We start from the raw sequence: 25192 nt of genomic DNA on the forward strand, positions 1-25192 counted from the left end.
TCGCCCTGCGTTGTTTTGACTGGTCTTCCGTCGCCCGTTCGGACAGTCTGTCGCAAAGACGAAAGGACGCCCCCCGTGGACCCACAGATGCGCAAGACGGTCGAGGATATCTGGTGGCACGGTGTGCGCGCCGTGCAGGGGCGCGCATGTGTGGCGCGCGCGCTGCGCGACGAACAGGTCGCCCGCCCCGACCGCATCCTCGCCATCGGCAAGGCCGCCGCTGCGATGGTAGAAGGCGCGCATGAGGTCTTCGGGGCCGACATCCCCGCGCTTGTTGTAACGAAATACGGCCATGCGGGCGATCTTCCCCCCTGCTGCGAGGTGATCGAAGCCGCTCATCCCGTGCCTGATGAGAATACCCTGATCGCGGGCCACGCCCTGTTCCAACAGGTTCAGCACATGTCCCCCGGCACCCATCTCCTGATGCTGGTCTCTGGCGGGGCCTCGGCGCTCGCCGAATTGCCCGAACCGGGCACAACCCTCGCAAGCCTGCAGGCCGAGAACGCCCGCATGCTCGCCGAAGGGCTCGACATTCACGCCATGAACGCGCGCCGCAAGGAACTCTCGCAGATCAAAGGCGGCAAGCTTCTCGCCGGGTTCAAGGGCGAGCTTGTGACCACCTGCGCAATCTCCGATGTCGAGGGCGACGCCCTCTCTGTGATCGGCTCTGGGATCGGCAACGCGCCCGACGATGCGGCGTTTTCCTTCGATCCCTTCATCGTCGCATCGAACCACATCGCACGCGCCGCCGCTGCAGAACGCGCCACCGCGCTTGGCCTCAACGTGATGACCGACACCGAGACGCTCTACGGAGATGTCGAAGACCTCGCCCGCTCTGTTGGCGAGATGCTGCGCCATGCGCCGCCCGGCGTGCATATTCTTGGCGGAGAGCCGACAGTCATCCTTCCGCCCGATCCGGGCCAGGGGGGCCGCAATCAGGCGCTGGCGCTGGCGCTTTCGCGTGAAATCTCGGGCATGCTGAACCTCACGGTGCTTGTCGGCGGAACGGATGGCACGGACGGGCCGACCGAGGCCGCAGGCGGGATCGTCGGCGGCGCGACATGGCGCGAAGAAGGCACCCGCGCCCTCAAGCGCGCCGAAAGCGGCCTCTTTCTCGAGACGCATGACGCGCTCTTTGTCACCGGCCCCACCGGCACCAACGTCATGGATTTGCTTGTTGCGCTGAAAACCTGAGCCGCCAAGGTTTTCCGAAACGGCTTACCCGATCAGACCGAAAGCGTCGCCTTGATCGCACGCTGCCAGGCGCCATAGCGCGCCTCCCGCGTCGCTTCGTCCATCGCCGGCTCGAACCGCCGCTCAAGCGCCCAGGTCTCGGCAAAGCCCTCCTTGTCCGGATAAACCCCAACGGCCATCCCCGCGAGCCACGCCGCCCCGACCGCCGTGCTCTCAAGGATACGTGGCCGATCCACCGGGGCCGCAAGGATGTCAGAGAGGAACTGCATCGTCCAATCACTCGCCGTCATCCCGCCATCAACTCGCAAGACCGTCTCGCCCGGCCCGCCCATATCTGCCTGCATCGCCTCGATCAGATCGCGGGTCTGAAACCCGACACTCTCAAGCGCGGCGCGAGCGAACTCCTTCGGCCCTGAATTGCGCGTCAGCCCATAGACCGCCCCGCGACAGTCTGGCGCCCAGTACGGCGCACCAAGCCCGGTAAAGGCAGGCACGAGGATCACCTCCTGACTTGGATCGGCCTTCTCGGCCAAGCCTTGTGTGACCGAGGCCGTGTCGATGATCCCAAGACCGTCCCGCAGCCACTGCACCACGGCACCAGCAATAAAGATCGCTCCTTCGAGCGCATAAGTTGTTTGCCCATCAAGGCGATAGGCGATCGTGGTGAGGAGGCGGTTCTGCGACGCGACGGCCTCCGTGCCAGTGTTCAAGAGCGCAAAACAGCCCGTGCCATAGGTCGATTTCATCATCCCCCGCGTGAAACAGGCCTGCCCGATGGTCGCGGCCTGCTGGTCGCCGGCGACGCCGCGGATGGGGATGGATGTGCCGAAGAGGGCGGGGTCGGTTTCGCCGTAATCATCGGCGCAATCGCGCACCTCGGGGAGCATCTCCATCGGCACGTCGAGCAGCGCGCAGATGTCCTCGCTCCAAGCGTTCTGGTGGATATCATAAAGCAAGGTGCGCGAGGCATTGGTGGCGTCGGTCGCATGGACCTTACCGCCGGTGAGGCGCCAAATCAGGTAGCTGTCAATCGTGCCGAAAAGAAGCTCTCCGGTCCGCGCGCGTGCCCCTTCGACCTCGTTCAAGATCCAGCGCAGCTTGGTTCCCGAAAAATAGGGATCAAGCAGCAGACCGGTCTTGGCGCTGATCTCTGCCTCATGCCCCAAGCCTTTCAATTCGCTGCAAAAATCTGCGGTACGCCGATCTTGCCAGACGATCGCGCGATGCACGGGCCGCCCCGACTTCTTGTCCCAGACCACGGTGGTTTCACGCTGGTTGGTGATGCCGATGGCGGCGATCTCCGCTGCCGTGACCCCGGCTTTCTCAAGCGCCACGCGGCAGGTCGCCACGACCGTGTCAAAGATCTCTTCCGCGTCATGCTCGACCCATCCAGAGGCCGGGAAATGCTGGGTAAATTCCTCTTGTGCGAGTCCCGCAATCTGCATCTTGGCGTCGAACACAATGGCGCGCGAAGAGGTGGTGCCCTGATCGATGGCAAGCACGAAAGTCATGTCGGTATCCCGTCGGTATTGCGTCTGTATCACGTCGGTGCAGATTGGACGATTTCGCCCCCCGCGCCAAGCCTCAGTCCGCGAACCACGCCTCGACCGCCGCGCGCTGAGCGGCACTCATGTGCAGCCCGAGCTTGGAGCGCCGCCAGAGCGCGTCCTCGCCCGTGTGCGCATATTCTCTGTCCCGCATCCAGCGCAGTTCCGCCTCGGTCAGGGTCGCGCCGAAATCCTTGCCAAGGTCTTCGCGCTGTGTGGCATCGCCAAGCATGTCCCATGCCTCGCGACCATAAAGCCGCACAAGCCGTCCTGCCCATCCGCCTGTAATGAACGGATAGTCGCCACAAAGCTCTTCGATCAGAGCGCCCTTGTCGCCCAGATCGAAATCCCCACCCGGAAGCGCGACGCCCGCTGTCCATTCCCTGCCCGCCGCCGGAAAATGCGGGGTGAGCTTGGCCAGCGCCGCCTCGGCCAGTCGACGGTAGGTCGTGATCTTGCCGCCAAACACATTGAGCAGCGGCGCACCCTCTGCGTCGAGCGTCAGAACATAGTCCCGCGTCGCCGCACTCGCGGAACGCGCCCCATCATCATAGAGCGGCCGCACGCCGGAGTAGGTCCAGACCACATCCTCGGCGCGGATCTCCTTGGCGAAATACCGGTTGGCAAAAGCGATGAGATAATCGCGCTCCTCATCGCTACAGCGGGGTGGTTCAGACGGATCCTCTTGGGGCGCGTCCGTGGTGCCGATCAGGGTAAACTTACCCTCATAGGGGATGGCAAAGATGATGCGTCCATCCGACCCTTGCAGGAAATAGGCGCGGTCATGGTCATAGAGGCGTGGCACGATGATATGGCTGCCACGCACAAGGGTAACGCCTTCGCGGCTTTCGGTATGCACCACGTCGCGGATCACCTCGCCAACCCACGGCCCTGCCGCGTTGACAAGGGCGCGCGTAGTGACGTCCATAGTGCCTTGCGGACCGCGCAGGAATACGCGCCAAAGATCGCCCTCGCGCCGCGCGTCCGTGACCTCAGAGCGAACCCGGATATCCGCCCCGCGCGCCGCCGCATCGCGCGCGTTCAACACGACAAGCCGCGCATCATCGACCCAACAATCGGAATACTCGAACGCCCGCGTCATCACCGGGCGCAAAGGGTCTCCTGCCGCGTCTTTCCGCAGGTCGATGCGACGCGTCCCCGGCAGGATCTTCCGCCCCCCAAGATGGTCATAGAGGAAAAGGCCAAGCCGGATGATCCATCCCGGCCGGCGCCCGCGCAGCCACGGCATGGTGACACCCAGGAGACGCGAGATCGGTGTGCCGCCCTCGAACCGCATGTCGGGATGAAGCGGCAGAACAAAGCGCATTGGCCACGAGATATGCGGCATGGCCTTGAGAAGAACCTCGCGCTCGATGAGGCTCTCACGGACAAGTCGCACCTTGCCATATTCGAGATAGCGCAAACCGCCGTGGAAAAGTTTGGTCGAGCCGGAAGAGGTTGCCGACGCAAGATCGCCCTTCTCGGCAAGAAGCACCGAAAGGCCGCGCCCCGCCGCATCGCGCGCGATGCCTGCGCCGTTGACGCCGCCACCGATCACCAAAAGGTCCACTGTCGTCTCAGACATCTTGCCCCCGTCTCCTGCGCCGCGCCCAAGGCTTTTCGAAAAGCCTTGGGCGTGATTTCGAAATGGTTTGCCCCGCTCTAGCCCCGCCCACATCGCCGGGGAAGGCCCAAACAGCAGCCGGGCGGCAGGAGACCCCACCGCCCGGCAAAATTTCATCAACCTGTCACATCTTAGGCGTCGACGTGATCTTTGGCCCATTCCCAAGGCCGGACGAAATCGCCAAGAACCTTGCCGACCTCTTCGTCGCTCGATCCGTTGCTTTCAAGCTGAGCAACAAGGCCGCGCTTCTTGTCGTCAAGCACAGACGTGACGCGTGCCGCGACGCCTGCCTCTTCCAGAGCCGCATTGTAGATACGCGTGATCGCCGCCTTGCGCAGGTCAGGTTTGAAAATCTTGCCCACCGCCGTTTTCGGCAGCTCGTCCATGATCTCCACATGTTTGGGCAGGGCCGCGCGTTCGTGGATATGCACCTTGGCGTGCTTGCGCAGCTCCTCGAGCGACACGCTCGCCCCCTCGACAAGCTCGACATAGACGCACGGCACCTCACCTGCATAGGCATCAGGTTGGCCGATCGCACCCGCGAAGGACACGTCATGATGCGCCAGCATGGCCTCTTCGATCTCGGCAGGGTCGATATTGTGACCCCCGCGGATGATGAGGTCCTTGGCCCGCCCAGTGATCCAGACATAGCCATCCGCATCAATGCGCCCAAGGTCGCCCGTGCGCAGGAACTTGTGGTGATAGAACAGGTCTTTGTTCTTCTCGGATTCGGTATAGGTATTGCCTTCGTGGACACCGGGGTTGTCGACGCAGATTTCGCCCACCTCATCAACCGCGCATTCCACCGGCCCGTCTGGCGTATCCTTGAAGATGCGCACATCCGTGTAAGGGAACGGAAGGCCAACCGAGCCGACCTTCTTGTCGCCGGTCGGCGGGTTGCAGGAGACGAGACAGGTCGCCTCGGTCAGACCATAGCCCTCGACGATATCGACGCCACAGGTTTTCTCGAACCGTTTGAACAGTTCGAGCGGCATCGGAGCCGAGCCGGAGAACGCCGTTTTGACCGAGGAGATATCCGCATCCACCGGGCGCTGCATGAGCGCAGCCACGGCGGTCGGCACGGTGATGATAAAGCTGATCTTCCAGCGCTCGATGAGCTTCCAGAAGTTATCAAACACCCCGTCGCCGCGATAACCCGCTGGCGTCGGAAAGACCACGTGCGCGCCCGAGGCAATCGCCGCCTGCACGATGACATGCACCGCGAACACATGGAAAAGCGGCAGCGGGCACATGATGTTGTCCTCTTCGGTGAAGAGAAGCTCATGCCCGATCCAGCCATTGTAGATCATGCCGGAATAGAGATGCTGCGCGACCTTGGGCATCCCCGTCGTGCCGCCAGTATGGAAATAGGCCCCGACGCGATCGCCCGCGCAATCCTCGAAATCAAGCGTGGTGTTCTGTTTCGCCAGTTCCTTATTGAAGGGTTTTACATCGGCGTGGTGGTTGCCCGGGTTCTTGGGCCGTACAAGCGGCACGATCCAGCTTTTGGGCGGGGTCAGGTAGCGGTTGAGGTCGATCTCGAGCACCGTATGCACATGCGGCGCGTGGCGAACGGCCTCGGCGACTTTCTGCGCCACGTCGGTCTTCGGAAACGCCTTGAGCGTGACGACGACCTTGGCATCGGTTTCGCGCAGGATCGAGCCGATCTGCTCCGGCTCGAGAAGCGGGTTGATGGGGCTTACGATGCCCGCGATCATACCACCCAGAAGCGTCACCAGCGTCTCGTTACAGTTCGGCAGGACATAGGCGACCGTATCATTCTCGCCGATCCCGAGATCGCGGAACATGTTCGCGGCTTGCACGGCCTTGGTGTGAAGCTCGGTCCAGGTCAGGGTTTCGGCTTTGTCCGTCGCCCCCGACAAAAGCTGATAGCTGACCGCCGGACGGTCCGGGAACCGTTCTTTCGTGCTGGTCAGAAACTTGTAGATCGTCTTTGGAAGCGGGCGCGCTTCCCACGGCATTTCTTGTTCGATCTTCTTCAGGTCTTCGCGCGTGGCAAATGACATTTTCCGGTCTCCTCCCCGTCGTCTGCCCGTTTCCCAAACCGGGCTTATATTCAAGATGCGATCTAAATCCCCAACTCGCAAGGGCTTGGCCAGAGTCGACCCTAAGTCAAGCAAGGCCAAAACGTTGCGTCAGACCACCGATTTTTGCCCATTTCCCCTGTAAAACAGGGAAATCCGTGGCTCACCAAAGGAAAAAGGGCGCCCCGAAAGGCGCCCCGGACTGAAACCGAATTCTGGCCGCGATTAGCCGTCTTGCGGAATACGCAGAACCTGACCCGGATAAATCTTGTCGGGATGGCTAAGCATCGGGCGGTTGGCCTCGAAAATCTCGTTATAGCGGTTGCCATCGCCAAGCGCCTTTTTGGAGATCGCCCAAAGCGTATCGCCCTTCTCAACCGTGTGGAACGTCGGCTCTGCGCCGCCATCATCCTCGACTGCGGCCACGCCTTCGACATTGCCGACCGCAAGGATCACCTTCTCGCGCATCTCTTGGCTGACCGCCGCGCCGGATACTTTCACCTTGTCGCCCTCGACCGTAATGTCGAGACCCTCGGCATCAAGCCCGAGATCAGCAACTTCTTTCTTGAGCACCTCGGCGTCCGGTGTGTCGTCCCCACCGATCAGCGATTTACCCGCTCCTTTGAGGAAATTCCAAAGACCCATCTTCATTCTCCCGTTTGACAGATGGGGAAAGCATGCCCCCATCCCCGCCAAAAGGTAAGGGGGAATTCACAGGTCCAAGGCCCCGTCCGTAAACTGAAGCCGTGCAAGGCGCGCATATAGGCCGCCTTCGGCCACCAGATCATCATGGCTCCCTTGTGCCACGATGCGCCCTTCTTCCATGACGAGGATACGATCGGCCTTTTTGACCGTGGCAAGGCGGTGCGCGACGATGATCGTCGTGCGCGAGCGCGCCATTTCATCCACGGCGTTTTGCACCGCGCGTTCGCTCTCGGCATCAAGGGCCGAGGTCGCCTCGTCCAAGAGAAGCACCGGCGCATCGCGCAGGATCGCGCGGGCGATGGCGATACGCTGTTTCTGACCGCCCGAGAGCATCACACCGCGTTCGCCCACGTATGAGTCATACCCCTCAGGGAGCGCCATGATGAAATCATGCGCCGCCGCGGCCTTTGCTGCGGCTTCGACCTCGGCATCGCTTGCATCCGGGCGACCAAAGCGAATGTTCTCGCGCGCCGATGCGGCGAAAACCACCGGGTCTTGCGGCACGAGGGCCATTTCCTTGCGGAAGGTGGCCCGCTCCATGTCGCTCAGGGACACGCCGTCAAGACAAACCTGCCCGCTGTCGGGATCATAGAACCGCTGCATCAGCTGGATGATCGTCGACTTGCCGGCCCCCGACGGGCCGACAACGGCCACCGTTTCGCCCGGCGCAATCTCAAAGCTCACCCCGTCGAGCGCCTGCACACCGGGGCGCGAAGGATAGGCGAAATGCACCGCATCAAAGCGGATCCGCCCCTCGACCGGGTTGGGCAGGGCTTTGGGCACGGCAGGATCAATGATCGCATCCTCCACATGCAGCAACTCCACAAGCCGCTCTGTGGCGCCCGCCGCGCGCTGCAACTCGCCCCAGATCTCCGAAAGCGCCCCAACGGCCCCCGCAACCATCACCGAGTAGATCACGAATTGCACCAGCATCCCGATGCTCATGCCGCCCGCCCGCACATCGCGCGCGCCCATCCAAAGGACGCCCACCACACCCGAGAAGATCAGGAAGATCACGATCATCGTCATCACCGCACGGGTGTTGATCCGCCGCATCGCCGCATCAAGCGACAGGTCGGTAACCGACCCAAAGGTCTTGCGCGCGGCGGCCTCGCCGGTAAAGGCCTGCACCGTTTGCGCCGAGGTGAGCGCCTCGGACGCATTACCAGAGCTCTCTGCGATCCAGTCCTGGTTCTCACGGCTCAGCTTGCGCAGGCGCCGCCCCAGAACAAGGATCGGTACAATCACCACAGGCACCACCAAAAGGACCAATCCCGTCAGCTTCGGCGAGGTCAGCAGCATGAGCGCCAGCCCACCGAAGAACAAAAGCACGTTGCGCAATGCAATCGATACCGACGAACCGACAACCGTCTGGATCACCGTCGTATCCGTGGTGATCCGGCTCAGAACCTCGCCGGTCATGATCTTTTCGTAGAACACCGGGCTCATGCCGATCATCCGATCGAAGACCGCCTTGCGAATATCGGCCACAACCAATTCGCCCAGCCGCGACACGAGCAAATAGCGCAGCGCCGTGCCCACCGCGAGAAGCGCAGCAAAACCGATTGCGGCAAGGAAATACTGATCCAGAAGCGCATCGCTTTCGGTGCCGAAATTGTCGACCACCCGACGCACTGCCATGGGTAGGACCAACGACACCGTCGCCGTCAGAACAAGCGCAAGACCCGCCGCCAACGCCCAGAAACGATAGGGGATGATAAAGCGTTTCAACCCGGCCAACGCCCCGATCCGGCGCGATTTGGCGCGGTCTTCTTCGCTTGGCTGCGGCGTCGGTTGTCTGGCCATGATCTCTTCCCTGTCCGTCGTGTCAGACGGTATTGGCCGAGCCTGCGCACAGGGTCAAGGCGACAATGGGGCCCGATCAGAGGAGAAGGTTGGAGCGGGTAGCGGGAATCGAACCCGCACCTTAAGCTTGGAAGGCTCTTATGATACCATTTCACCATACCCGCCCGAGGGTTCGACCTATCTAGTTCAGGCGCGAAAGAGGGTCAATAGGGTGCAGCGGCCAAACCGGAAATTGCCGACACGGGCCAGGCAATTTCGCCCGCCCCGTGCCTGTCTTGTCTTACCAGGGCTGGTTCGCCGGACCGATGGTGAACTCGTTGATCGTCGTGTCCTCAGGCATATCGAGCGCAAAGGAAACAACCCGCGCGATCCGTTCGGGCGAGATGCCGAACGCGTCATAGAGATCGGACATCCCCTGCGCCGCACCCGCGTCGGTGATCGTGTCGAGCAGCTCGGTATTGATCGCCGCAGGATAAAGCGTCGCGGTACGGATATTCGTGCCCTCCATCGCCGATTCCATCCGCAGGCATTCCATGAAATCACGCACGAACCACTTGGTCCCGCCGTAGATCGCAGTACCCGGATAGGCCTTGAGCCCCGCCACCGAAGACACCGCGAGGATATGGCCGGATTTCTGCTCGGTGAAGGTCGGCATGACCGCTGCAACGCCGTTCAGGACGCCGTTGATGTTCACATCGACCATCCGCTTCCACTCGCTGGTCTTAAGCGCCGAGACATTGCTCACGGGCATGATCCCCGCATTGAGAAAGATCGCATCGACCCGGCCATAGGTCTCCTTGGCCAACGCAACGAGTGCGTCGTTGTCTTCGGGCTTGGTCACGTCGAGGCTCTGGTAGACCGCCTCGCCGCCGGCCGCGCGAATGTCTTCAGCGATCTGGCGGAGCTTGTCTTCGCGCCGCGCTCCAAGGACCACCTTGCCGCCCTTGGCCGCGATATCCTTTGCCGTCGCTTCGCCAATCCCCGACGATGCGCCCGTGATGATGATAACCTTGTCTTTCATGTCTCTAGTCCTTTGTGTTTGGTGTTGGATTTGAATGCACCTTCCCCCTTGAGGGACGCGAAACGCCCCCCTGACATGGCGTGTGCCACCGGGTTCAGGGATGTGATTGACTTGACCTTAGGCCGATGAAATCCGAAGCGGGAACGACCCACGCAGAAGCAGCGGTGCGATGCCGCCCTCGATGCGGCCAAGCCGTATCAAGCCGCGAGAATAGTGGTAGCCCTCATAGAAGAAGACGAGGTTGCCCCAGGGCGCGAAGTAACAGAAATCCCCCGGTGCCTCGTTTCCAAACGGCTCGGACACTGCCCCGGAAAGTTTCTGCGGCAGGTAGGCGATCTTTTCATTGCTGCCATAGTCCTCGATTGTGAGGTCAAGCGGCAGCTGTGCCATGAGAGCTTCGCCCACCGGCGTCTGCGCAAGACCGATATGAAACATCTGGTCCGCGAAACGACATGCGATCCGCATCGCACCCTCCGATTTCTCTGCAAATAGGCCGCCCGGCACGACTCCCGCCGCAAGCGACATCTTCAAGAGCCCACGCCGCCCGATCCGCGCCCTACTGCCCATTATAGGCCTCGTCCGAGACCTGCTCCATCCAGTCGACGGCTTTGCCGTCCTGCACTTCTTGAATGGCGGTGTGGGTCATGGCGCTATCAGGCGCCGCCCCGTGCCAGTGTTTTTCGCCGGGCGCGAACCAGATCACGTCGCCGGGGCCGATCTCGACGACTTCACCGCCCCAGCGCTGCACCCGCCCCTTGCCGGAAAGAACGATAAGCGTCTGACCAAGCGGGTGGGTATGCCATGCGGTGCGCGCACCGGGCTGAAACGTCACGTTCGCGCCTTGCACCCGCGCCGCATCATGCGGATTGAAAAGCATTTCGAGCGCGACCTCACCAGTAAACCAATCGGTCGGCCCCGGCATCGTCGTCAGGCTGTCTCTGCGGGTGATTTCCATCTGCGCGTCCTTTCCTATCTCTTCGGCCTTGCTGGTAATCTAGCCCAGACTGCGCTATCCGATTAGATGCTATAATTCACATGAACTACTGAATGGTATTCAATAATGGCGCGAGATGAGATGAGCGAGCTCAAGGCCTTTGTCGCTGTGGCCGAAGAGCGGAGTTTCACCCGTGCCGCGGCGCGGCTTGGCCTTTCGCCCTCTGCGCTGAGCCACACAATCCGCGCCTTGGAAGACCGGCTCGGCCTGCGCCTCCTGACCCGCACCACGCGCAGCGTCTCGACAACCGAGGCTGGAGAACGCCTGTTTCAAACGCTCGCCCCTCATTTCGAACAAATCCGCGCCGAGCTCGATGCTCTGAGCGAGTTGCGCGACAAACCCTCCGGCACCCTACGGATCAGCTCGGGCATTCACGCTGCGCAAACCATCCTGCGCCCCCGGCTCGCGGATTTCCTACCGCAGTTTCCCGACATCAACGTCGAAGTGTCGATCAACGACGGCTTTGTCGACATCGTCGGCGATCATTTCGACGCGGGCGTGCGCCTTGGCGAGTCGGTGAGTAAGGACATGATCGCGGTGCGTATTGGCCCCGACTGGCGCTTTCTCGTCGTAGGGACGCCCACCTATTTCGCGCGCCGCTCGGCCCCCGAACATCCGCGCGAGTTGACCAATCACCAATGTATCAACCTACGCCTGCCCTCGGCGGGGGGGCTCTATGCGTGGGAATTTGAACGCGACGGGCGCGAGGTCGAGGTGCGCGTCAGCGGCCAGCTAACCTATGACAGTATACTGCCGATCCTGCACGCCACACGCGACGGGCATGGCCTCGCTTTCCTGCCCGAAGACCTTGCCCGCCCCTATATCGACACAGGCGAGTTCGAGGTCGTGCTGCGCGAGTGGTGCCCGCCTGTGCAGGGATATCACCTCTACTACCCCAATCGCCGCCTCGCTTCTCCGGCCTTCACGCGGCTTGTCGAGGCACTGCGCTACCGCGCGCCCTAACCGTCAATCCTTGCCTTGCGCCGCAAGCGCCGCAGCGCGCATGTTGCTAAGCGTCTGACGCGGGGTAAGCGCCTCGGGCGAGGTCACAAGGTCAAGCACCGCCCCGGTGTCCGACGCCAACGCCCGTTCGAAGGCCGCGTCGAAATCGGCCGTCGTCTCGACCCGCTCGCCATGCATGCCATAGGCCCGCGCAAGCGCCGCAAAATCCGGGCTTTGCATCGTCGTGCCAGACACCCGCGCGGGATAGGTGCGTTCTTGATGGGCGCGGATCGTGCCGTAGATCCCGTTATTGAGGATAAGGATGATCGGACACGCCCCCGCCTGCACCGCCGTCGCCAACTCGCCGCTGGTCATCTGGAAATCCCCGTCGCCCGCGAAACAGACCACGGTGCGTTCGGGATGTGCCACCTTGGCGGCAATCGCCGCTGGCACGCCATAGCCCATCGCGCCCGATTGCGGCGCAAGAAGCCGCGCCTTGGGCCCAAAGGTGTAAAACTTGTTCGGCCAGACCGCGAAATTCCCTGCCCCGTTGGTGATAATCGCGTCTTCCGGCAGGCTCTCGCGCAGGGCTTTGGTCACCACGCCCATATCAACCGGCGAGGGCTGTGCAGGCGCCTCGATGCTGGCCTCGAAATCGGCCCGCGCCTGCGCCCGCCACGCGCCCCAACCGCCCGACACCGGGGCAAGCGCGGCGGCGAACCCGTCCGGGCCAGCATGTATCCCGAGGCTCGGTTGATAGATCTTGCCAATCTCGCGATCCGAGCCATGCACATGGATGAGCGTCTGTGTCGGCACCGGCACATCGAGCAACGTATAACCATCCGTCGTGTTCTCTCCGAAGCGCACATTGATCGCGAGGATCACATCCGCCTCCTTGACGATGCGTTTGACATGCGGCGGCATCCCGACCCCCGCCTCACCCGCATAAACGGGCGAGAAATTGTCGAACTGATCCTGATAGCGGAACGCCGCGAGAACCGGAATGTCCGAGCTTTCCGCAAAATCCTGCATCGCCTTCTGCCCCGCCTCGGACCAGTTGCAGCCCCCCATGAGGATCACCGGCCGCTCCGCCCCAGAGAGCAGCGCGCGCGCCTTTTCGACCGCGCCCATGTCCGGCATCGGGGCCGCAATCTCCGCAGGCCCGGTCAGCGGCGCCTTATCCGTGAGGCTCGTCAGCATATCCTCTGGCAATGCCACAACCACAGGACCGGGCCGCCCCGTTGTCGCCGTGGTCCAGGCCCGCGCGAGCAGTTCCGGCACGCGCTCCACCCGGTCGATCTCGACCGCCCATTTCGCCACCGTGCCGAACATGGCGCGATAGTCGATCTCCTGAAACGCCTCGCGGTCGCGCATATCCGTGCCGACCTGCCCGACAAAGATGATCATCGGCGCGCTGTCCTGCATCGCCGTATGAATCCCGATCGAGGCATTGGTGACACCGGGGCCGCGCGTCACGAAGCAGATGCCGGGACTGCCGGTGAGCTTCCCCCACGCTGCCGCCATGAAAGCCGCGCCGCCCTCGTTCCGGCAGAGCACGAAATCCAGTTTGCCGCGCGTATCATGCAACGCGTCCAGCACCGCGAGATAGCTTTCTCCCGGCACGCCAAATCCCTTCGTTGCCCCAAGGGCCACGAGGCTCTCGACAAGAAGCTGTCCGCCGTTGCGCATGATGTCTCTCCCCTATTCGCTCATCGCCGCTACTCTGCCCGAAGCGGCGCGAGTTGCAAGGGCTAGCGGGCGGGAACCGCCACCTTGGCGCCAAGCGCTGCGACCACCTCACCAAGGACAAGCGCCGCGATCATCTCGGGCCGCTTGTCGCCGCTCTGCCCCGCCCCGATCGGACAGATGAGGCCCGCCGCCGAACCTCCCCGCGCGCGGGTCCAGCTTGTGAAAGAGGCGCGTTTCGTAGCCGATCCGATCATCCCGACATAGGCCCCGTCCCCGCGCCCGAGCGCCTCGTCCGCCAAGAGGAAATCAAGCGCATGGTCATGGGTCAGGATGACAAAGGCGCTTCCTGCGGGCGCATCGCGCACCAAAGCTTCGGGCAAGGGCGTCAGCGCCGTCTCGACCTCTGCGTCGCATAGCTCAAGCTCGGCCACCCGCCCATCGACAAGCACCGTGCGCAGCGGCAAATGCTGCGCCAGATCGGCCAGCGCCCGGCCCACATGCCCGGCCCCGAGAATATAAAGATGCGGCCTCGCGTCCTGCGCCGCGTCTTCGGCCTTTATCGCCTCGGTGCGCATCACATCGTCCATCCGAACGAGCGCGATCTCGACCCGCCCGCCACAGCATTGGCCGATCTCCGGGCCAAGCGGCACATCCATCTCGCCGCACGGCGCGCCACGAATAAGAAGTGCGCGCGCCTCATCAATCGCCATATACTCCAACTGCCCGCCGCCAATCGTGCCATGCACGGCGCTTTGCGAGACGAACATCTCGGCCCCTTCATCGCGCGGCGACGATCCCCGCACGCGGACAATGCGCACACGGATCACTTCGGGCTGCGCCGCGAGATATGCCGCAAGCGCGCTCATCCGCGCAACCGCTCCACCGCCATCAAGACACGCTCGGGTGTTGCGGGCGCATCTAGGCGCGGGCATTCGCGATAGTCTGCCACCGACGCAACCGCCATCGACAGCGCCTCGAACACCGAAATCCCAAGCATGAAGGGCGGCTCGCCCACCGCCTTGGAACGTTTGATCGTGCGTTCGGCATTCTCCGACCATTCGGCAAGCCGCACGTTGAAGTCTTTCGGCATATCCGAGGCGAGCGGGATCTTATAGGTCGATGGCGCATGGGTGCGCAGCCGACCCTCATCGTCCCACCAAAGTTCCTCGGTCGTGAGCCAGCCCATGCCCTGCACAAACGCGCCCTCGACCTGTCCCTTGTCGATCGCCGGGTTGAGCGAGCGCCCCACATCATGCAGCACATCCACCCGCTCGACCGTATACTCCCCGGTCAGCGTATCAATCGTGACTTCCGAGACTGCCGCGCCATAGGCAAAGTAGTAGAAAGGCCGTCCCTGCCCGGTGTCGCGGTTCCAATGGATTTTCGGGGTCTTGTAGAACCCTGCCGCCGAGAGGTGCACCCGCGCCATATAGGCCTGCTTGATGAAATCCGCAAAAGCGAAGACCCCATCGCCCACATGCACCTGATTGTCCGCAAAACGCACCGTGTCCGCCGCGACGCCCCACTTTTCAGCCGCCCACGCAACAAGCCGCGCCTTGATCTGCGCCGCCGCATCAAGCGCCGCCATCCCGTTCAGGTCTGACCCTGACGAGGCCGCCGTGGCAGAGGTATTGGGCACTTTCTCGGTCGTGGTCTTGGTGATGCGGATTTTGTCCACATCGACCTGAAACGCATCGGCCACAACCTGCGCCACCTTGGTGTTGAGCCCCTGCCCCATCTCGGTCCCGCCGTGATTGAGCATGAGCGAGCCGTCATTGTAGACATGCAAGAGCGCGCCGGCCTGATTGTACCAGGTCGCGGTAAAGCTGATTCCGAACTTGACCGGTGTGAGGGCAATGCCCTTGCGCATCATGCCGCCCTTGGCGTTATGAGCGATCACCGCCGCGCGCCGTGCTTGGTAATCGGCGCTCGCCTCAAGCTCCTCGACGATCCGAGGCATGATATTGTCCTCGACCGTCTGGTGATAGGGCGTCACATCGCCGTGCACGCCATAGAAATTCGCTTTGCGGATTTCGAGAGGATCGCGACCCAGCGCATAGGCGATTTCCTCAATCATCCGCTCCGCTGCAACAACGCCTTGCGGGCCACCAAAACCCCGGAAGGCCGTGTTGGAGACGGTATTCGTCTTCATCGGACGCGAGCGCAGCTCTGCCGCCGGGTAGAAATAAGCATTGTCCGCATGGAAAAGCGCCCGGTCCGTCACCGGCCCCGACAGGTCCGAGGACCAGCCACAGCGCGCCGCGAACTCGCCATCGACGGCCAAAATCCGGCCCGTCTCGTCAAAGCCCACGTCGTAATCGACAAGGAAATCATGCCGCTTGCCGGTCGCGATCATGTCCTGATCCCGGTCGGGCCGTATCTTTACCGCCACGCCCCAGCGTTTTGCCGCCATCGCCGCCACCGCGCAAAACAGGTTCATCTGGCTTTCCTTGCCACCAAACCCGCCGCCCATGCGCCGCACGTTGACGACAACCGCGTTGGACGGCACGCCAAGCACATGCGCCACCATGTGCTGCGCCTCGCTCGGGTGCTGGGTCGAGGAATACACCACAACCTCCTCATCCTCGCCCGGCAGCGCGAGCGCGATATGGCCTTCGAGATACATGTGATCCTGCCCGCCGATGCGGACCTGTCCCTTGATCCGGTTCGGCGCGGCCTTGAGCGCCTTGGCCGCCTCACCAATGCGAAGCGTGAGCGGGTCCGTGACATGCGGATACCCTGCCTTGACCGCTTCGCCGACATCCGTGACGTGGCGCTCTGGCGCATAGTCGACCTTGGCCAACTCCGCCGCCTTGCGCGCCGCATCCCGGCTCGTGGCGACCACAGCAAAGAGCGCCTGCCCATGGAACTCGACGTGGTCCTCTGCGAAAACCGGCTCGTCATGCCGCCCCGTGGGGCTAATATCGTTGACGCCCGGAATGTCCTTCGCGGTCAGCACGCCGACCACACCCGGCGCGGTCTCGACTTCTGAGAGGTCCATCGCCACGATACGCCCCGCCGCCACTGTCGAAAGGCCAAGATAGGCATGAAGCGCGCCCTCAGGCAGCGCGATATCATCGGTATAGTCCGCCCCGCCCGTGACCTGTTTGATGGCCGACTCGTGCCGGAGGTCTTGCCCGGCGATCCCCTTGACGTTGCTCATGCCGCCGCCTCCCCGTCCGTGCCTTGTTCGATCCAGAACCGGCGCAAGAGGTTCTCTGCAACCCGCATCCGGTATTCCGCGCTCGCCCGCATATCGCTCAGCGGTGTGAACTCGCCCGCGAGCGCACCTGCCGCCGCCTCGAACGCCGCCGCGCCAAAGGGCTGTCCGACGAGCGCCGCCTCTGCCGCCATCGCCCGTTTCGGCACTGCAGCCATACCGCCATAGGCGATCCGCGCCGCCGTGATCTGACCGTCTTCGACGTGCACATAGACACCTGCCGCGACCGTGGAAATATCCTCATCCCGCCGTTTCGAAACCTTGTAGGCCGCGTGCAATCCGCGCGTCTTCGGCACCGTGATCGCCTCGACGAATTCGCCCGGCGCACGGTCCTGCTTGCCGTAATCGACAAAGAAATCCTCAAGCGCGATCTCGCGCCGCGCCGCGCCTTTGCGCAAGGTGATCGTCGCGCCCATGGCGATGAGCACCGGCGGCATGTCTCCGATGGGCGAGCCATTGGCGATATTGCCACCAATCGTGCCCATACTGCGCACCTGCCAGCCCGCGATCCGCTCGAAATACGGCGCCAGATGCGGGAAGGCCGCGCCCATCGCGCCCTCGGCCTCCGCATATGTCACCCCGGAGCCGATACGCACCGCCGCATCGCTCTCCTCGATCTCTTTCAGCCCCTCGAGATGCCCGATGAACACCGCCACAGGCAGCGCCCGCAGATGCTTTGTCACCCAAAGCCCCACATCCGTCGCCCCGGCGATCACCCGCGCCTCTGGCTCTGCCTCAAGCACCGCGGCAAGGTCATCGACGTCGCCCGGCAGGATCGCTCGGCTTCCATCGCGCGCCACTTCGACCCGTGTCCCCTCGTGCCATCCCTCAAGCTCTGCCGTCACCGCGTCGCGCTCGGCGGCAAGGAAATCCTCGCCATCCGCCTCGACCGACATGGCCGCATCAATGATTGGACGATACCCGGTGCAGCGACACAGGTTCCCCTGAAGCGCGACCTCGACCTCGCGGCGCGTCGGGCGAGGCACCCGCATCCAAAGCGCATAGAGCGCCATGACGATCCCCGGCGTGCAGAACCCGCACTGGCTCCCGTGGTGATCGACCATCGCCTTTTGAACCGGATGCAACGCGCCATTCGCCCCCCGCAAATGCTCGATCGTCACCACGTGACAGCCATCGAGCGAGGCGAGGAACCGGATACAGGCATTGACCGGCTCATAGACGAGATCGCCGCCGACAAGCCGCCCGACCAACACCGTGCAGGCCCCGCAATCACCTTCGGCACAACCCTCCTTGGTCCCGGTGAGCCGCTTTTCGAGCCGCAGAAAATCAAGTAGCGTATCGCTTGCCGCGACCGCCTCTTCGCGGACCTCGCGGTCGTTCAGCCTGAAACGGATGTGGGTGCGTGGTGTCGGTGCTGTCATGATGCCTCGCTATCGCGCGCTGGGTGCGTGTCTTTGACCTACGAAAGCCTAGCCTAAGCGCGCCGGAAACGGGTAGCGATGAATTGGTGAATGAATTTCAACGTTTCATTGATAATGAAGCGCGTCTATCCTCGAAACGCCACGAAAAGAGGCAAGAGGAGTCGCTGATGCCTTATCTTGAAAGTCTGCGGGTTTTCCTGCGTGTTGTCGAGCTTGGCTCGATCACGGCGGGGGGGCGCGATCTGCGCCTGACGCCCGCGGTTGCGAGTAAGCGGATCAAGGAGCTTGAGGCGCATCTTGGCGTGCGCCTGTTCAATCGCACCACACGCCGCCTTTCGCCAACGGAAGTGGGCCGCGAATTCTATACCCATGCCCGCCGCGTCATTGCCGCGCTCGACGAGGCAGAGGCCGTCGCGGCGGGGTTTTCCGACAATCCGCGCGGTACGATCCGGGTTGCCGCGCCGCTTGGCATCGGACGGCGGGCCATCGCGCCCCATATCCCCGATTTCACCGACCTTTACCCGGGCATCGACGTGCGCCTGCGCCTGACCGACCGGCGCATCGACATGTTCGAGGACAGTATCGACCTTGCCTTCAACCTTGGCGACTTCCCCGATAGCGACCTCAAGCTGCGGCTGATCCTCGACTGTCCCCGTGTCCTCGTCGCAAGCCCCGGCTACCTCGCGCAGCACGGCACGCCCGCGCACCCTGAGGATCTTCTCAGGGATGCGCATAATTGCCTTCTGCTCCGCTACCCGCGCTCGCCAGAGTACTTCTGGACCCTGCAAACCAAGGACGGGCCACAAAAGCTCGACGTGCGGGGGCGGTTTGATGCCGATGATGGCGACGTGCTGACCGACTGGGCGCGCGACGGGCGCGGCATTGCCAACCGCCCGCGCTTTGACGTGGCCACCGCGCTGGCCGCAGGGGATCTCGTCGAGGTGCTGCCCGACACCCCGCCCCTGCCTGCGCGCTTTGGATGTCTCTTTGCGCATCGCACCCTGCAAGACCCCAAGATGCGCCTGTTTCTCGACTTTATCGCCGACCGCGCGCGCGCCTCGCTCTCGCTCTAGGGGGCGTCGGCAAAGCGGAACTGCGCCCGTCCGGCGTGTTTCGCGGCATAGAGCGCCTTGTCGACACGGTCAAACAGCGCCGTGTCTGCCTTTTCCTTCGCGTAGGGGCCAATGGCGATTCCGACCGAGGCCGAAATGCCAAGCTTCGCCCCCTCGCGCCATGCGATAGGTTCTTCGATGCGCGAGATAAGGCGCCTGGCGATACTGGCAAGCTCCTCGCGCCCCCGCACCCCGTCAAAGATGAGCACGAACTCATCGCCGCCCACGCGCGCCACGCAATCGCCGCGCCGGGTCTCATCGACAAGTATCCGCGCCACCTGTTGCAATACGTGATCGCCTGCCGGGTGGCCGTAGGTGTCATTCACCGCCTTGAAGAAATCGAGGTCGATCTGCATCACGGCAAAGGCCCCGCCCCGTTCGATCTGGCGGGCCAGAACATGATCGACCGCGCGGCGGTTCTTTAGCCCGGTGAGCGTATCGGTAAAGGCCTGTTCCTCGGCCGCGATCTTGGCCCCTTGAAGCCGCTGGTTGAGCTTTCGCGAGGCCCCCATTGCGACCGATTTCGCCTCAATCAGGTAGAGCATCTCGATGGCAAGGTCCGTGGCGGCAAAATCAGACCCGCTCAGGCCGAAATCGCGCACCCCGTCCATGATCGAGATGCCAAAGGACAGGTTGATCGCTGCCCCCGCTCCGACCGGCGCAAGAATCCCCTTGAAGGACGCGCGCGCATCATCGCGCAGGCGCAGGCTCATCTTTTGCCCACCAAGGCGCAGGAGGGCCTCCATGGTCTCTGCCCCGCGCGGGCGCAACACCTCGAACAGATCGAGAAACCCGCGCCCCTCTGCCGCAGACCCGCCCGCAAGCTTGGCAAAGGTCGCGCCCATATGCAGGATCTCGCCCCGCGGCCCAAGCATCACATGCATGGGACAGAAAAGATCGAGCACGGCGCGCATATCTTGCATGGGCACGGTCATGGCGATCCTGCCCGCGCGCCAAGGTCGAACCGTCGCCCGGCGGCAAAGGCCGCTTCAACCACTGTGACCTCGATCGTCTCGAGCGTTTCGCCCGGTCCCGCCTTTTCGACGCCGCGATGTTCAAGAAAGACCAGCGCCCCATAGTCATCCGCCAGTGTCCGAAGCACACCGATCATCACATGGCCAAACCCCGGCCAAGGAAAGCGACTCAGAAGCGCGAAACGCCCCTCTTCCAAGTCGCGCAATTCCAACGTCGGCAAGCCTAGATCATCAACCGCGAGCCGGGCACGTTCCGGCAGTTCATCCAGAGAATGCAGGAACTCGACAAAGCTCTCGCCGCCGAACCGCAGCAATCGGCGCAGGGCTTCGACATTGGGATGCGACACGAGATAGGTGCCGATATCCTCAAGCACGGCTTCGCGCAAAACCCCCAACTCCGCCGCCGTCGCGTTGAGAAGACGCCCCGTCACCGCATCCTCGTAATGCAGCATTGCCTCGAACTCGGACTCCTCAAGCCGCGCCGCACGGCAGATCGCCTGCCAGCGTTCCGCGCCGAAGCTGTCGCAGACAAACCCCTCTATCGCCTTGTTGATCAGACCGTGCATGACACTCCCCAAAACTGCGGGGCACTATGACGGTCAGGGCGTTAAGGATCCCTCTATATCTTCAATTGTCGGGATTGATTTCCATGTCCCCGATCCAGAGCGACTTGCGGCTGCTCGGCGCGATCCGGTACCCCCCTTCGAGCACCCGCGCCACATCCTCGCGCGTCAGGCGCAGCGCCATGCCGGTTTCGGCGTCGCGCAGGTATGAGCCAAGCATGACCTGCCCCTGCACAAAGCGCAGCGCCACCGCGTCATAGCGATCACTCCGCCCCGGCAAGAAGGCGATGCCGCCCGTCTGCGGCGCACGGGTGCTGAAATCGCCAAGCACCACGACACAGCCCGGCTCCGGCTCGCGGTCACAGGCCATGAGCCAGTCCTCGAGCCGGTGATTGGGCAGTTCGGCAAGCATCTGCGGCGTGATTTCGCGCCCCTCGGGCAGCACGGTGAGAAGCCCGGCAAGCCGTTCGATCCGCGCGTCTCGCCCGGTATCTGTCGTGCGCCGCTCAAAGACGTGACGATACTCCGAAGTCTCGGATAGCTCGATGGCGCGCTGCAGATCGGCGTGGTCCTCACCCTCCAGCGCCTTCAGTTCTGCAATGCCCGCGACCCCGGCCCGACCCCAGCTATGCTGCATCTCCCAGACCGCAAGCTCGGCCGCCGACACCTTGCCGTCAAGATACCGCGCGACCTGATTGCGGGTCGAAATCCGTTCCGCATTGATCAGCGGCGTGAGCCAGGCAAAGCCAAGCAAAAGCACCAAAAGCGCCATGGCAAGGTTCACCACCCGCACATGCTGCATCCATGCCCCACGCCACAGGACCGAGACCGCATAAAGCAGCCCGTAAAGCGTCACCATTCCCGACGCGAGCGCCGCCGCGATCCGCTCCGGCGTCCAGCCATATTGCGCCGCGCGCAGCCAGACCGCATAGGCCGCCAGCCCCGCGATGATCGGCAGCAAGAGCGCAAGCCCCTCCGTCGCCAGCCGCATAAAGCCAAGCTTCACCGCGTGGTCCTCATCCTTGTCCACCGCCACACTGACAAGCGACACCGCGCCCAGCGCCACGACAAGAAGCGTCGCCGCAGGCGAAAGCTGCCCGAAAAGCCCGTCAAACGGTCGGAACGGCAGGGCCGCGACGAAAATCCCCACCACCACAAGGACCACCGGCACCAGAAGCCGCAAGAGACGCAAAAGCATGAAGGGCGAGAGATAATCGCGCATCTCGTGCACAACGCGGATCGCAAGGCCGAGCATCGCGCCGGTCAAGATATGCGGCATCGGCTCGATATCGATCAGGTCGTCGATCACCGTGATATCGACGATCTCCAAGAGCGCATTCGACAAGAGCAGAATGCCCCAGAAGAGCCCGACGAAAAGCCACGCCGCCGCATAGCGCACCACGATCCGCCAGGAACAATCGAAAAGCTCGGGATAGCTGCGCCAATCACCATCCTTGCGCAGCGCCACAATCAGGAACGGCGTGCCCACGAACAGGATCACGCCCCAAGCCACAAGCGCAAGACCGTTGCGGATGAAGGTCTCGAGTTCCTCGAACCCAGAACTGGCCCAGCCAAGCGCCAAGGCCGATGGCGCCGCGAGGAGCATAGCGCCAAAGGCGGCCCGACCAAGCGACAAAGGCCCCGCCATCGCCAAAAGCACCGCCGCGCCCCCGGCCACGAACGAGGCCAGAATGACAAAGGCCTGTGGGTTGCTCACCACCTCGCCGGCCACCTCGAACAGGAACCACATGGCGATCCCGACAAGGGCACCGACCCCTGCCATGATGGCCCGCCCGCTCAATCCGTTGCTGGTCGCTGCTGCCATGATCTCTCTCCCAGACTGTGGCCCCAGTCTAGAAAGGATTGGGCCGGGTGCAATGTAAATCCGCTCTTAGAAATCGGTCGGCGCACCGCCCTCTTCCTTGCGTCGCGCCACGAAAGCGGCAAGCTCTTCGCGGATCGCCTCGTCCATCGGCGGCGCCTCGAACGACTCGATGATCTCACGGAACAGACGATGCGCGCGCTCCGGGGTCCAGACAGCGCCCGCCGCGTCCCAGGCCTCGAAGTTGCGCCAATCCGACACGAACGGTTGATAGAAGGCAGTGGTATAGCGGTCCTGCGTGTGCTGGATGCCAAAGAAATGGCCCGCATTGCCCACATCCTTGATCGCATCAAAGGCGATCTCGTCCGGCCCTGTGGCACAAAGCGTCGGGTCCATATAGCGCTGGATCATCTGCAGGACTTCGCAATCCATGATGAATTTCTCCGGGCTGGCGATCAGCCCTCCTTCAAGCCAGCCTGCTGCGTGATAGACCATGTTGGCCCCCGACTGCACCGCGCTCCAAAGGCTGTTGGAGGTCTCCCACATGGCCTGCCCGTCCGGCACGTTCGCCGCGCAAACACCGCTGGCCCGCATCGGCAGGCCGTAGAACCGCGCCATCTGCCCGGTCATCTGCGTGGCGCGCATGTATTCCGGCGTACCAAAGGCAGGCGCGCCGCTCTTCATGTCCACATTCGATGTAAAAGTGCCAATCGCACAAGGCGCGCCGGGCCGGATATACTGCGCTAGGGCCACCGCACAAAGCCCCTCGGCCAGTGACTGCGCCACGGCGCCCGACATGGTCACCGGCGCCATCGCACCCGCGAGCGTGAACGGCGTCACCACAAGGCCCTGCCCGCGCCGCGCAAGGCGCATCCAGCCATCCATCATCGGCTCGTCATGCTTGAGCGGCGAGGTGGAGTTGATGTTGGTGTACATACGCGGGGTGGCCTCGAACTCCTCGTGGCTTAGCCCGCCCGCGATCCGCACCATCTCCATCGCATCCTCGACCCGCTCTTTGCCGAGCGAATAGGTATGCGCAACCTTGTCCGTGAGTGTGAGCTTGTCATAAAGCACGTCGAGGTGCCGGATGCTGGCATGGATATCCTGCGGCTCGACCGGGTAGCCGCCCGCGAAATGGATACAGTTGAAATACTGCGTCAGCTTCAGCAGGTTCGCACATTGCTCGCGGGTGCCCGGCATCTTGCGGCCGATCGACATGTCCCAGTAGTTGGGCGGCGACGAGACATTGCCAAAGGCCATGTGATTGCCGCCCAAGGTGATCTTGCGATCCGGGTTGCGCGGGGTGAGCGTCCACTCAGACGGCGCCTTTGCGATCATCTCCATGACGAAATCGCGCCCCATGCGCACGTTGTCGCCCTCGACGATACAGCCCGCCTCCCGAAGGATATCGCGCGCCTCGGCATTGTAGAACTCAATACCGATCTCCTCGAGGATGCGCATCGCGCCCTCGTGGATCGCCTGCACCCCTTCTTCGCGCAGAGGTTCCGTTGGACGGTCGATGTTGACCGGCTGGCGCCATGGCATCTGCTCGATCACACCCGCGCTCGTGCGTCGTGCGGTGTTTCCGGCCCGGCCTCCGCCGCGGCGTCTGCGTCCACCCGTTTCGGTCATTCTCTGCATCCCTCTCGTGCTCTGGCCTCCAGCAAACAGCACGAATCGCGACGCAAGTTTGCCCTCAACGACACATCTCGTCGTTTTTGGGTGATGACGCGGCGGGTTTCACACATCGCGACAGGGCCAAAGCCTTTCGAAAGACTTTGCACACAGGATTTCGAAATCCCGTCCCAAGCGGTTTGAAAACCGCTGAGCTATCTGGAAATCACTCCGCGAGCCAGCCCGCGATATGGCCGATATCGGGGAACACCACGTCGGCAAAGGGCGCGAGTTCGTCTGCGCCCGCAACCCCTGTGAGCACGGCAATGGTCTGCATCCCCGCCGCGCGCCCGGCGATCAGATCATGGGTGCTGTCGCCCACCATGGCGACACGGGCCGGATCGATCTGCACCGCGTCGGCAAAGGCAAGCAAAGGCCCCGGCGCGGGTTTGGCGCCAAACCCGCTATCAAACCCGGCAATGAAGTGGAATTTCTCCGCCACGCCCGCCTCGCCAAGATGCGCCCGTGCGGCATATTCCGTGTCGTTGGTCATCACGCCGAGCCGCAGCCCCAACCCCGCAAGCCCGTCGAGAAACGGCGCCAGCGCCACAGCCGGAGCCAACGGCGCATCCGCCGCGGCATGCATCAGACGGAGCTCCATTTCCTCGACATCCTGCCCCGGCACCGCCCGCGCCACGGCCTCGGCCGCCTCGCGGTTGGTCCCGGCGATGACGACGCTTTCCGGCAGGAACTTTTCTGAAGGGAGGTCGAAATCAAGCTCTGCCGCAATCCGTGCCGCCATCACCGCGTCCCCGTCGGCAAAGTCGCGGATCATGCCCGCCGCCCACGAGTTCCATGTCGCGCCGAAATCGAACAGCGTGCCGTCCTTATCAAACAGGAGTCCGTCTACTCGCATCGCGCTCTGCCCTTTATTCCGT

20 protein-coding genes and 1 tRNA gene are annotated in these 25192 nt (G+C 63.1%); 3 read left to right on the forward strand and 18 right to left on the reverse strand.

What is annotated here, in order from left to right:
* Positions 1-75: 75 nt before the first annotated feature.
* Positions 76-1194, forward strand: coding sequence for a glycerate kinase type-2 family protein (locus MK745_RS10385; RefSeq protein WP_243613222.1), 1119 nt, complete (start codon positions 76-78; stop codon positions 1192-1194).
* A gap of 32 nt (positions 1195-1226) precedes the next feature.
* Here MK745_RS10385 and glpK read toward each other — a convergent pair whose 3' ends face one another.
* The 9 genes from glpK to MK745_RS10430 form a co-directional block, all read right to left on the reverse strand.
* Positions 1227-2705 (reverse strand): glycerol kinase GlpK, encoded by a 1479-nt coding sequence (gene glpK, locus MK745_RS10390; RefSeq protein WP_243613223.1) that lies wholly within the window; start codon positions 2703-2705, stop codon positions 1227-1229.
* A gap of 73 nt (positions 2706-2778) precedes the next feature.
* On the reverse strand, positions 2779-4326 hold the full coding sequence (gene glpD, locus MK745_RS10395) for a glycerol-3-phosphate dehydrogenase (protein ID WP_243613224.1): 1548 nt from the start codon (positions 4324-4326) through the stop codon (positions 2779-2781).
* Between the two features lie 170 nt (positions 4327-4496).
* Positions 4497-6392, reverse strand: a complete 1896-nt coding sequence (locus MK745_RS10400) for an acyl-CoA synthetase (protein ID WP_243613225.1) — start codon at positions 6390-6392, stop codon at positions 4497-4499.
* Positions 6393-6635: 243 nt separating this feature from the next.
* Positions 6636-7055, reverse strand: coding sequence for a peptidoglycan-binding protein LysM (gene lysM / locus MK745_RS10405; protein ID WP_243613226.1), 420 nt, complete (start codon positions 7053-7055; stop codon positions 6636-6638).
* A gap of 66 nt (positions 7056-7121) precedes the next feature.
* A complete protein-coding gene (locus tag MK745_RS10410; protein ID WP_243613227.1) occupies positions 7122-8921 on the reverse strand; it encodes an ABC transporter transmembrane domain-containing protein in 1800 nt (599 codons plus the stop codon).
* A gap of 90 nt (positions 8922-9011) precedes the next feature.
* Positions 9012-9085, reverse strand: a tRNA-Gly gene (locus MK745_RS10415).
* Between the two features lie 116 nt (positions 9086-9201).
* Complete coding sequence (locus tag MK745_RS10420) at positions 9202-9942, reverse strand: SDR family oxidoreductase (protein ID WP_243613228.1); 741 nt, start codon at positions 9940-9942, stop codon at positions 9202-9204.
* A gap of 117 nt (positions 9943-10059) precedes the next feature.
* Positions 10060-10509, reverse strand: a complete 450-nt coding sequence (locus MK745_RS10425; protein ID WP_243613229.1) for a cyclophilin-like fold protein — start codon at positions 10507-10509, stop codon at positions 10060-10062.
* Positions 10499-10897: a (R)-mandelonitrile lyase gene (locus tag MK745_RS10430; protein ID WP_243613230.1), complete on the reverse strand. Its 399-nt coding sequence runs from the start codon at positions 10895-10897 to the stop codon at positions 10499-10501. The genes MK745_RS10425 and MK745_RS10430 overlap by 11 nt, the downstream gene beginning before the upstream one ends.
* A 120-nt stretch (positions 10898-11017) precedes the next feature.
* Between MK745_RS10430 and MK745_RS10435 the strand changes: the two genes are divergently transcribed.
* Positions 11018-11899 (forward strand): LysR family transcriptional regulator, encoded by an 882-nt coding sequence (locus tag MK745_RS10435; protein WP_279391778.1) that lies wholly within the window; start codon positions 11018-11020, stop codon positions 11897-11899.
* 3 nt (positions 11900-11902) lie between these two features.
* Here the strand turns inward: MK745_RS10435 and MK745_RS10440 are convergent, their stop codons facing one another.
* The 4 genes from MK745_RS10440 to xdhA form a co-directional block, all read right to left on the reverse strand.
* Positions 11903-13567 (reverse strand): thiamine pyrophosphate-binding protein, encoded by a 1665-nt coding sequence (locus MK745_RS10440; protein ID WP_243613232.1) that lies wholly within the window; start codon positions 13565-13567, stop codon positions 11903-11905.
* A gap of 62 nt (positions 13568-13629) precedes the next feature.
* Positions 13630-14433 (reverse strand): xanthine dehydrogenase accessory protein XdhC, encoded by an 804-nt coding sequence (gene xdhC, locus MK745_RS10445; RefSeq protein ID WP_243613233.1) that lies wholly within the window; start codon positions 14431-14433, stop codon positions 13630-13632.
* Positions 14430-16730, reverse strand: coding sequence for a xanthine dehydrogenase molybdopterin binding subunit (gene xdhB / locus MK745_RS10450; protein ID WP_243613234.1), 2301 nt, complete (start codon positions 16728-16730; stop codon positions 14430-14432). Before xdhB ends, xdhC begins: the two co-directional genes overlap by 4 nt.
* A complete protein-coding gene (gene xdhA / locus MK745_RS10455) occupies positions 16727-18169 on the reverse strand; it encodes a xanthine dehydrogenase small subunit (protein WP_243613235.1) in 1443 nt (480 codons plus the stop codon). The genes xdhB and xdhA overlap by 4 nt, the downstream gene beginning before the upstream one ends.
* A 167-nt stretch (positions 18170-18336) precedes the next feature.
* On the opposite strand from xdhA, the gene MK745_RS10460 reads away from it, so the two are divergent.
* Positions 18337-19242 carry a LysR family transcriptional regulator gene (locus tag MK745_RS10460; RefSeq protein WP_243613236.1) on the forward strand — a complete coding sequence of 302 codons (906 nt, stop codon included), beginning with the start codon at positions 18337-18339 and terminating at the stop codon, positions 19240-19242.
* On the opposite strand, the gene MK745_RS10465 is transcribed toward MK745_RS10460, so the two are convergent.
* From MK745_RS10465 to MK745_RS10485, 5 genes are all read right to left on the reverse strand, one after another.
* Complete coding sequence (locus MK745_RS10465) at positions 19239-20216, reverse strand: GGDEF domain-containing protein (RefSeq protein WP_243613237.1); 978 nt, start codon at positions 20214-20216, stop codon at positions 19239-19241. The genes MK745_RS10460 and MK745_RS10465 overlap by 4 nt on opposite strands.
* The gene (locus tag MK745_RS10470; protein ID WP_243613238.1) at positions 20213-20821 is read right to left on the reverse strand and encodes a heme NO-binding domain-containing protein; all 609 of its coding nucleotides are present in this window, start codon (positions 20819-20821) and stop codon (positions 20213-20215) included. Before MK745_RS10470 ends, MK745_RS10465 begins: the two co-directional genes overlap by 4 nt.
* 61 nt (positions 20822-20882) lie before the next feature.
* The gene (locus MK745_RS10475) at positions 20883-22643 is read right to left on the reverse strand and encodes a DUF4153 domain-containing protein (protein ID WP_243613239.1); all 1761 of its coding nucleotides are present in this window, start codon (positions 22641-22643) and stop codon (positions 20883-20885) included.
* 66 nt (positions 22644-22709) lie between these two features.
* Positions 22710-24272: a trimethylamine methyltransferase family protein gene (locus tag MK745_RS10480; RefSeq protein WP_243613240.1), complete on the reverse strand. Its 1563-nt coding sequence runs from the start codon at positions 24270-24272 to the stop codon at positions 22710-22712.
* Between the two features lie 208 nt (positions 24273-24480).
* Complete coding sequence (locus tag MK745_RS10485; protein ID WP_243613241.1) at positions 24481-25170, reverse strand: HAD-IA family hydrolase; 690 nt, start codon at positions 25168-25170, stop codon at positions 24481-24483.
* Between the last annotated feature and the right edge of the window lie 22 nt (positions 25171-25192).

The sequence above is a fragment of the Shimia aestuarii genome, from assembly GCF_022814865.1.
In the GTDB taxonomy this organism is placed as follows: Bacteria; Pseudomonadota; Alphaproteobacteria; order Rhodobacterales; family Rhodobacteraceae; genus Shimia; species Shimia aestuarii_A.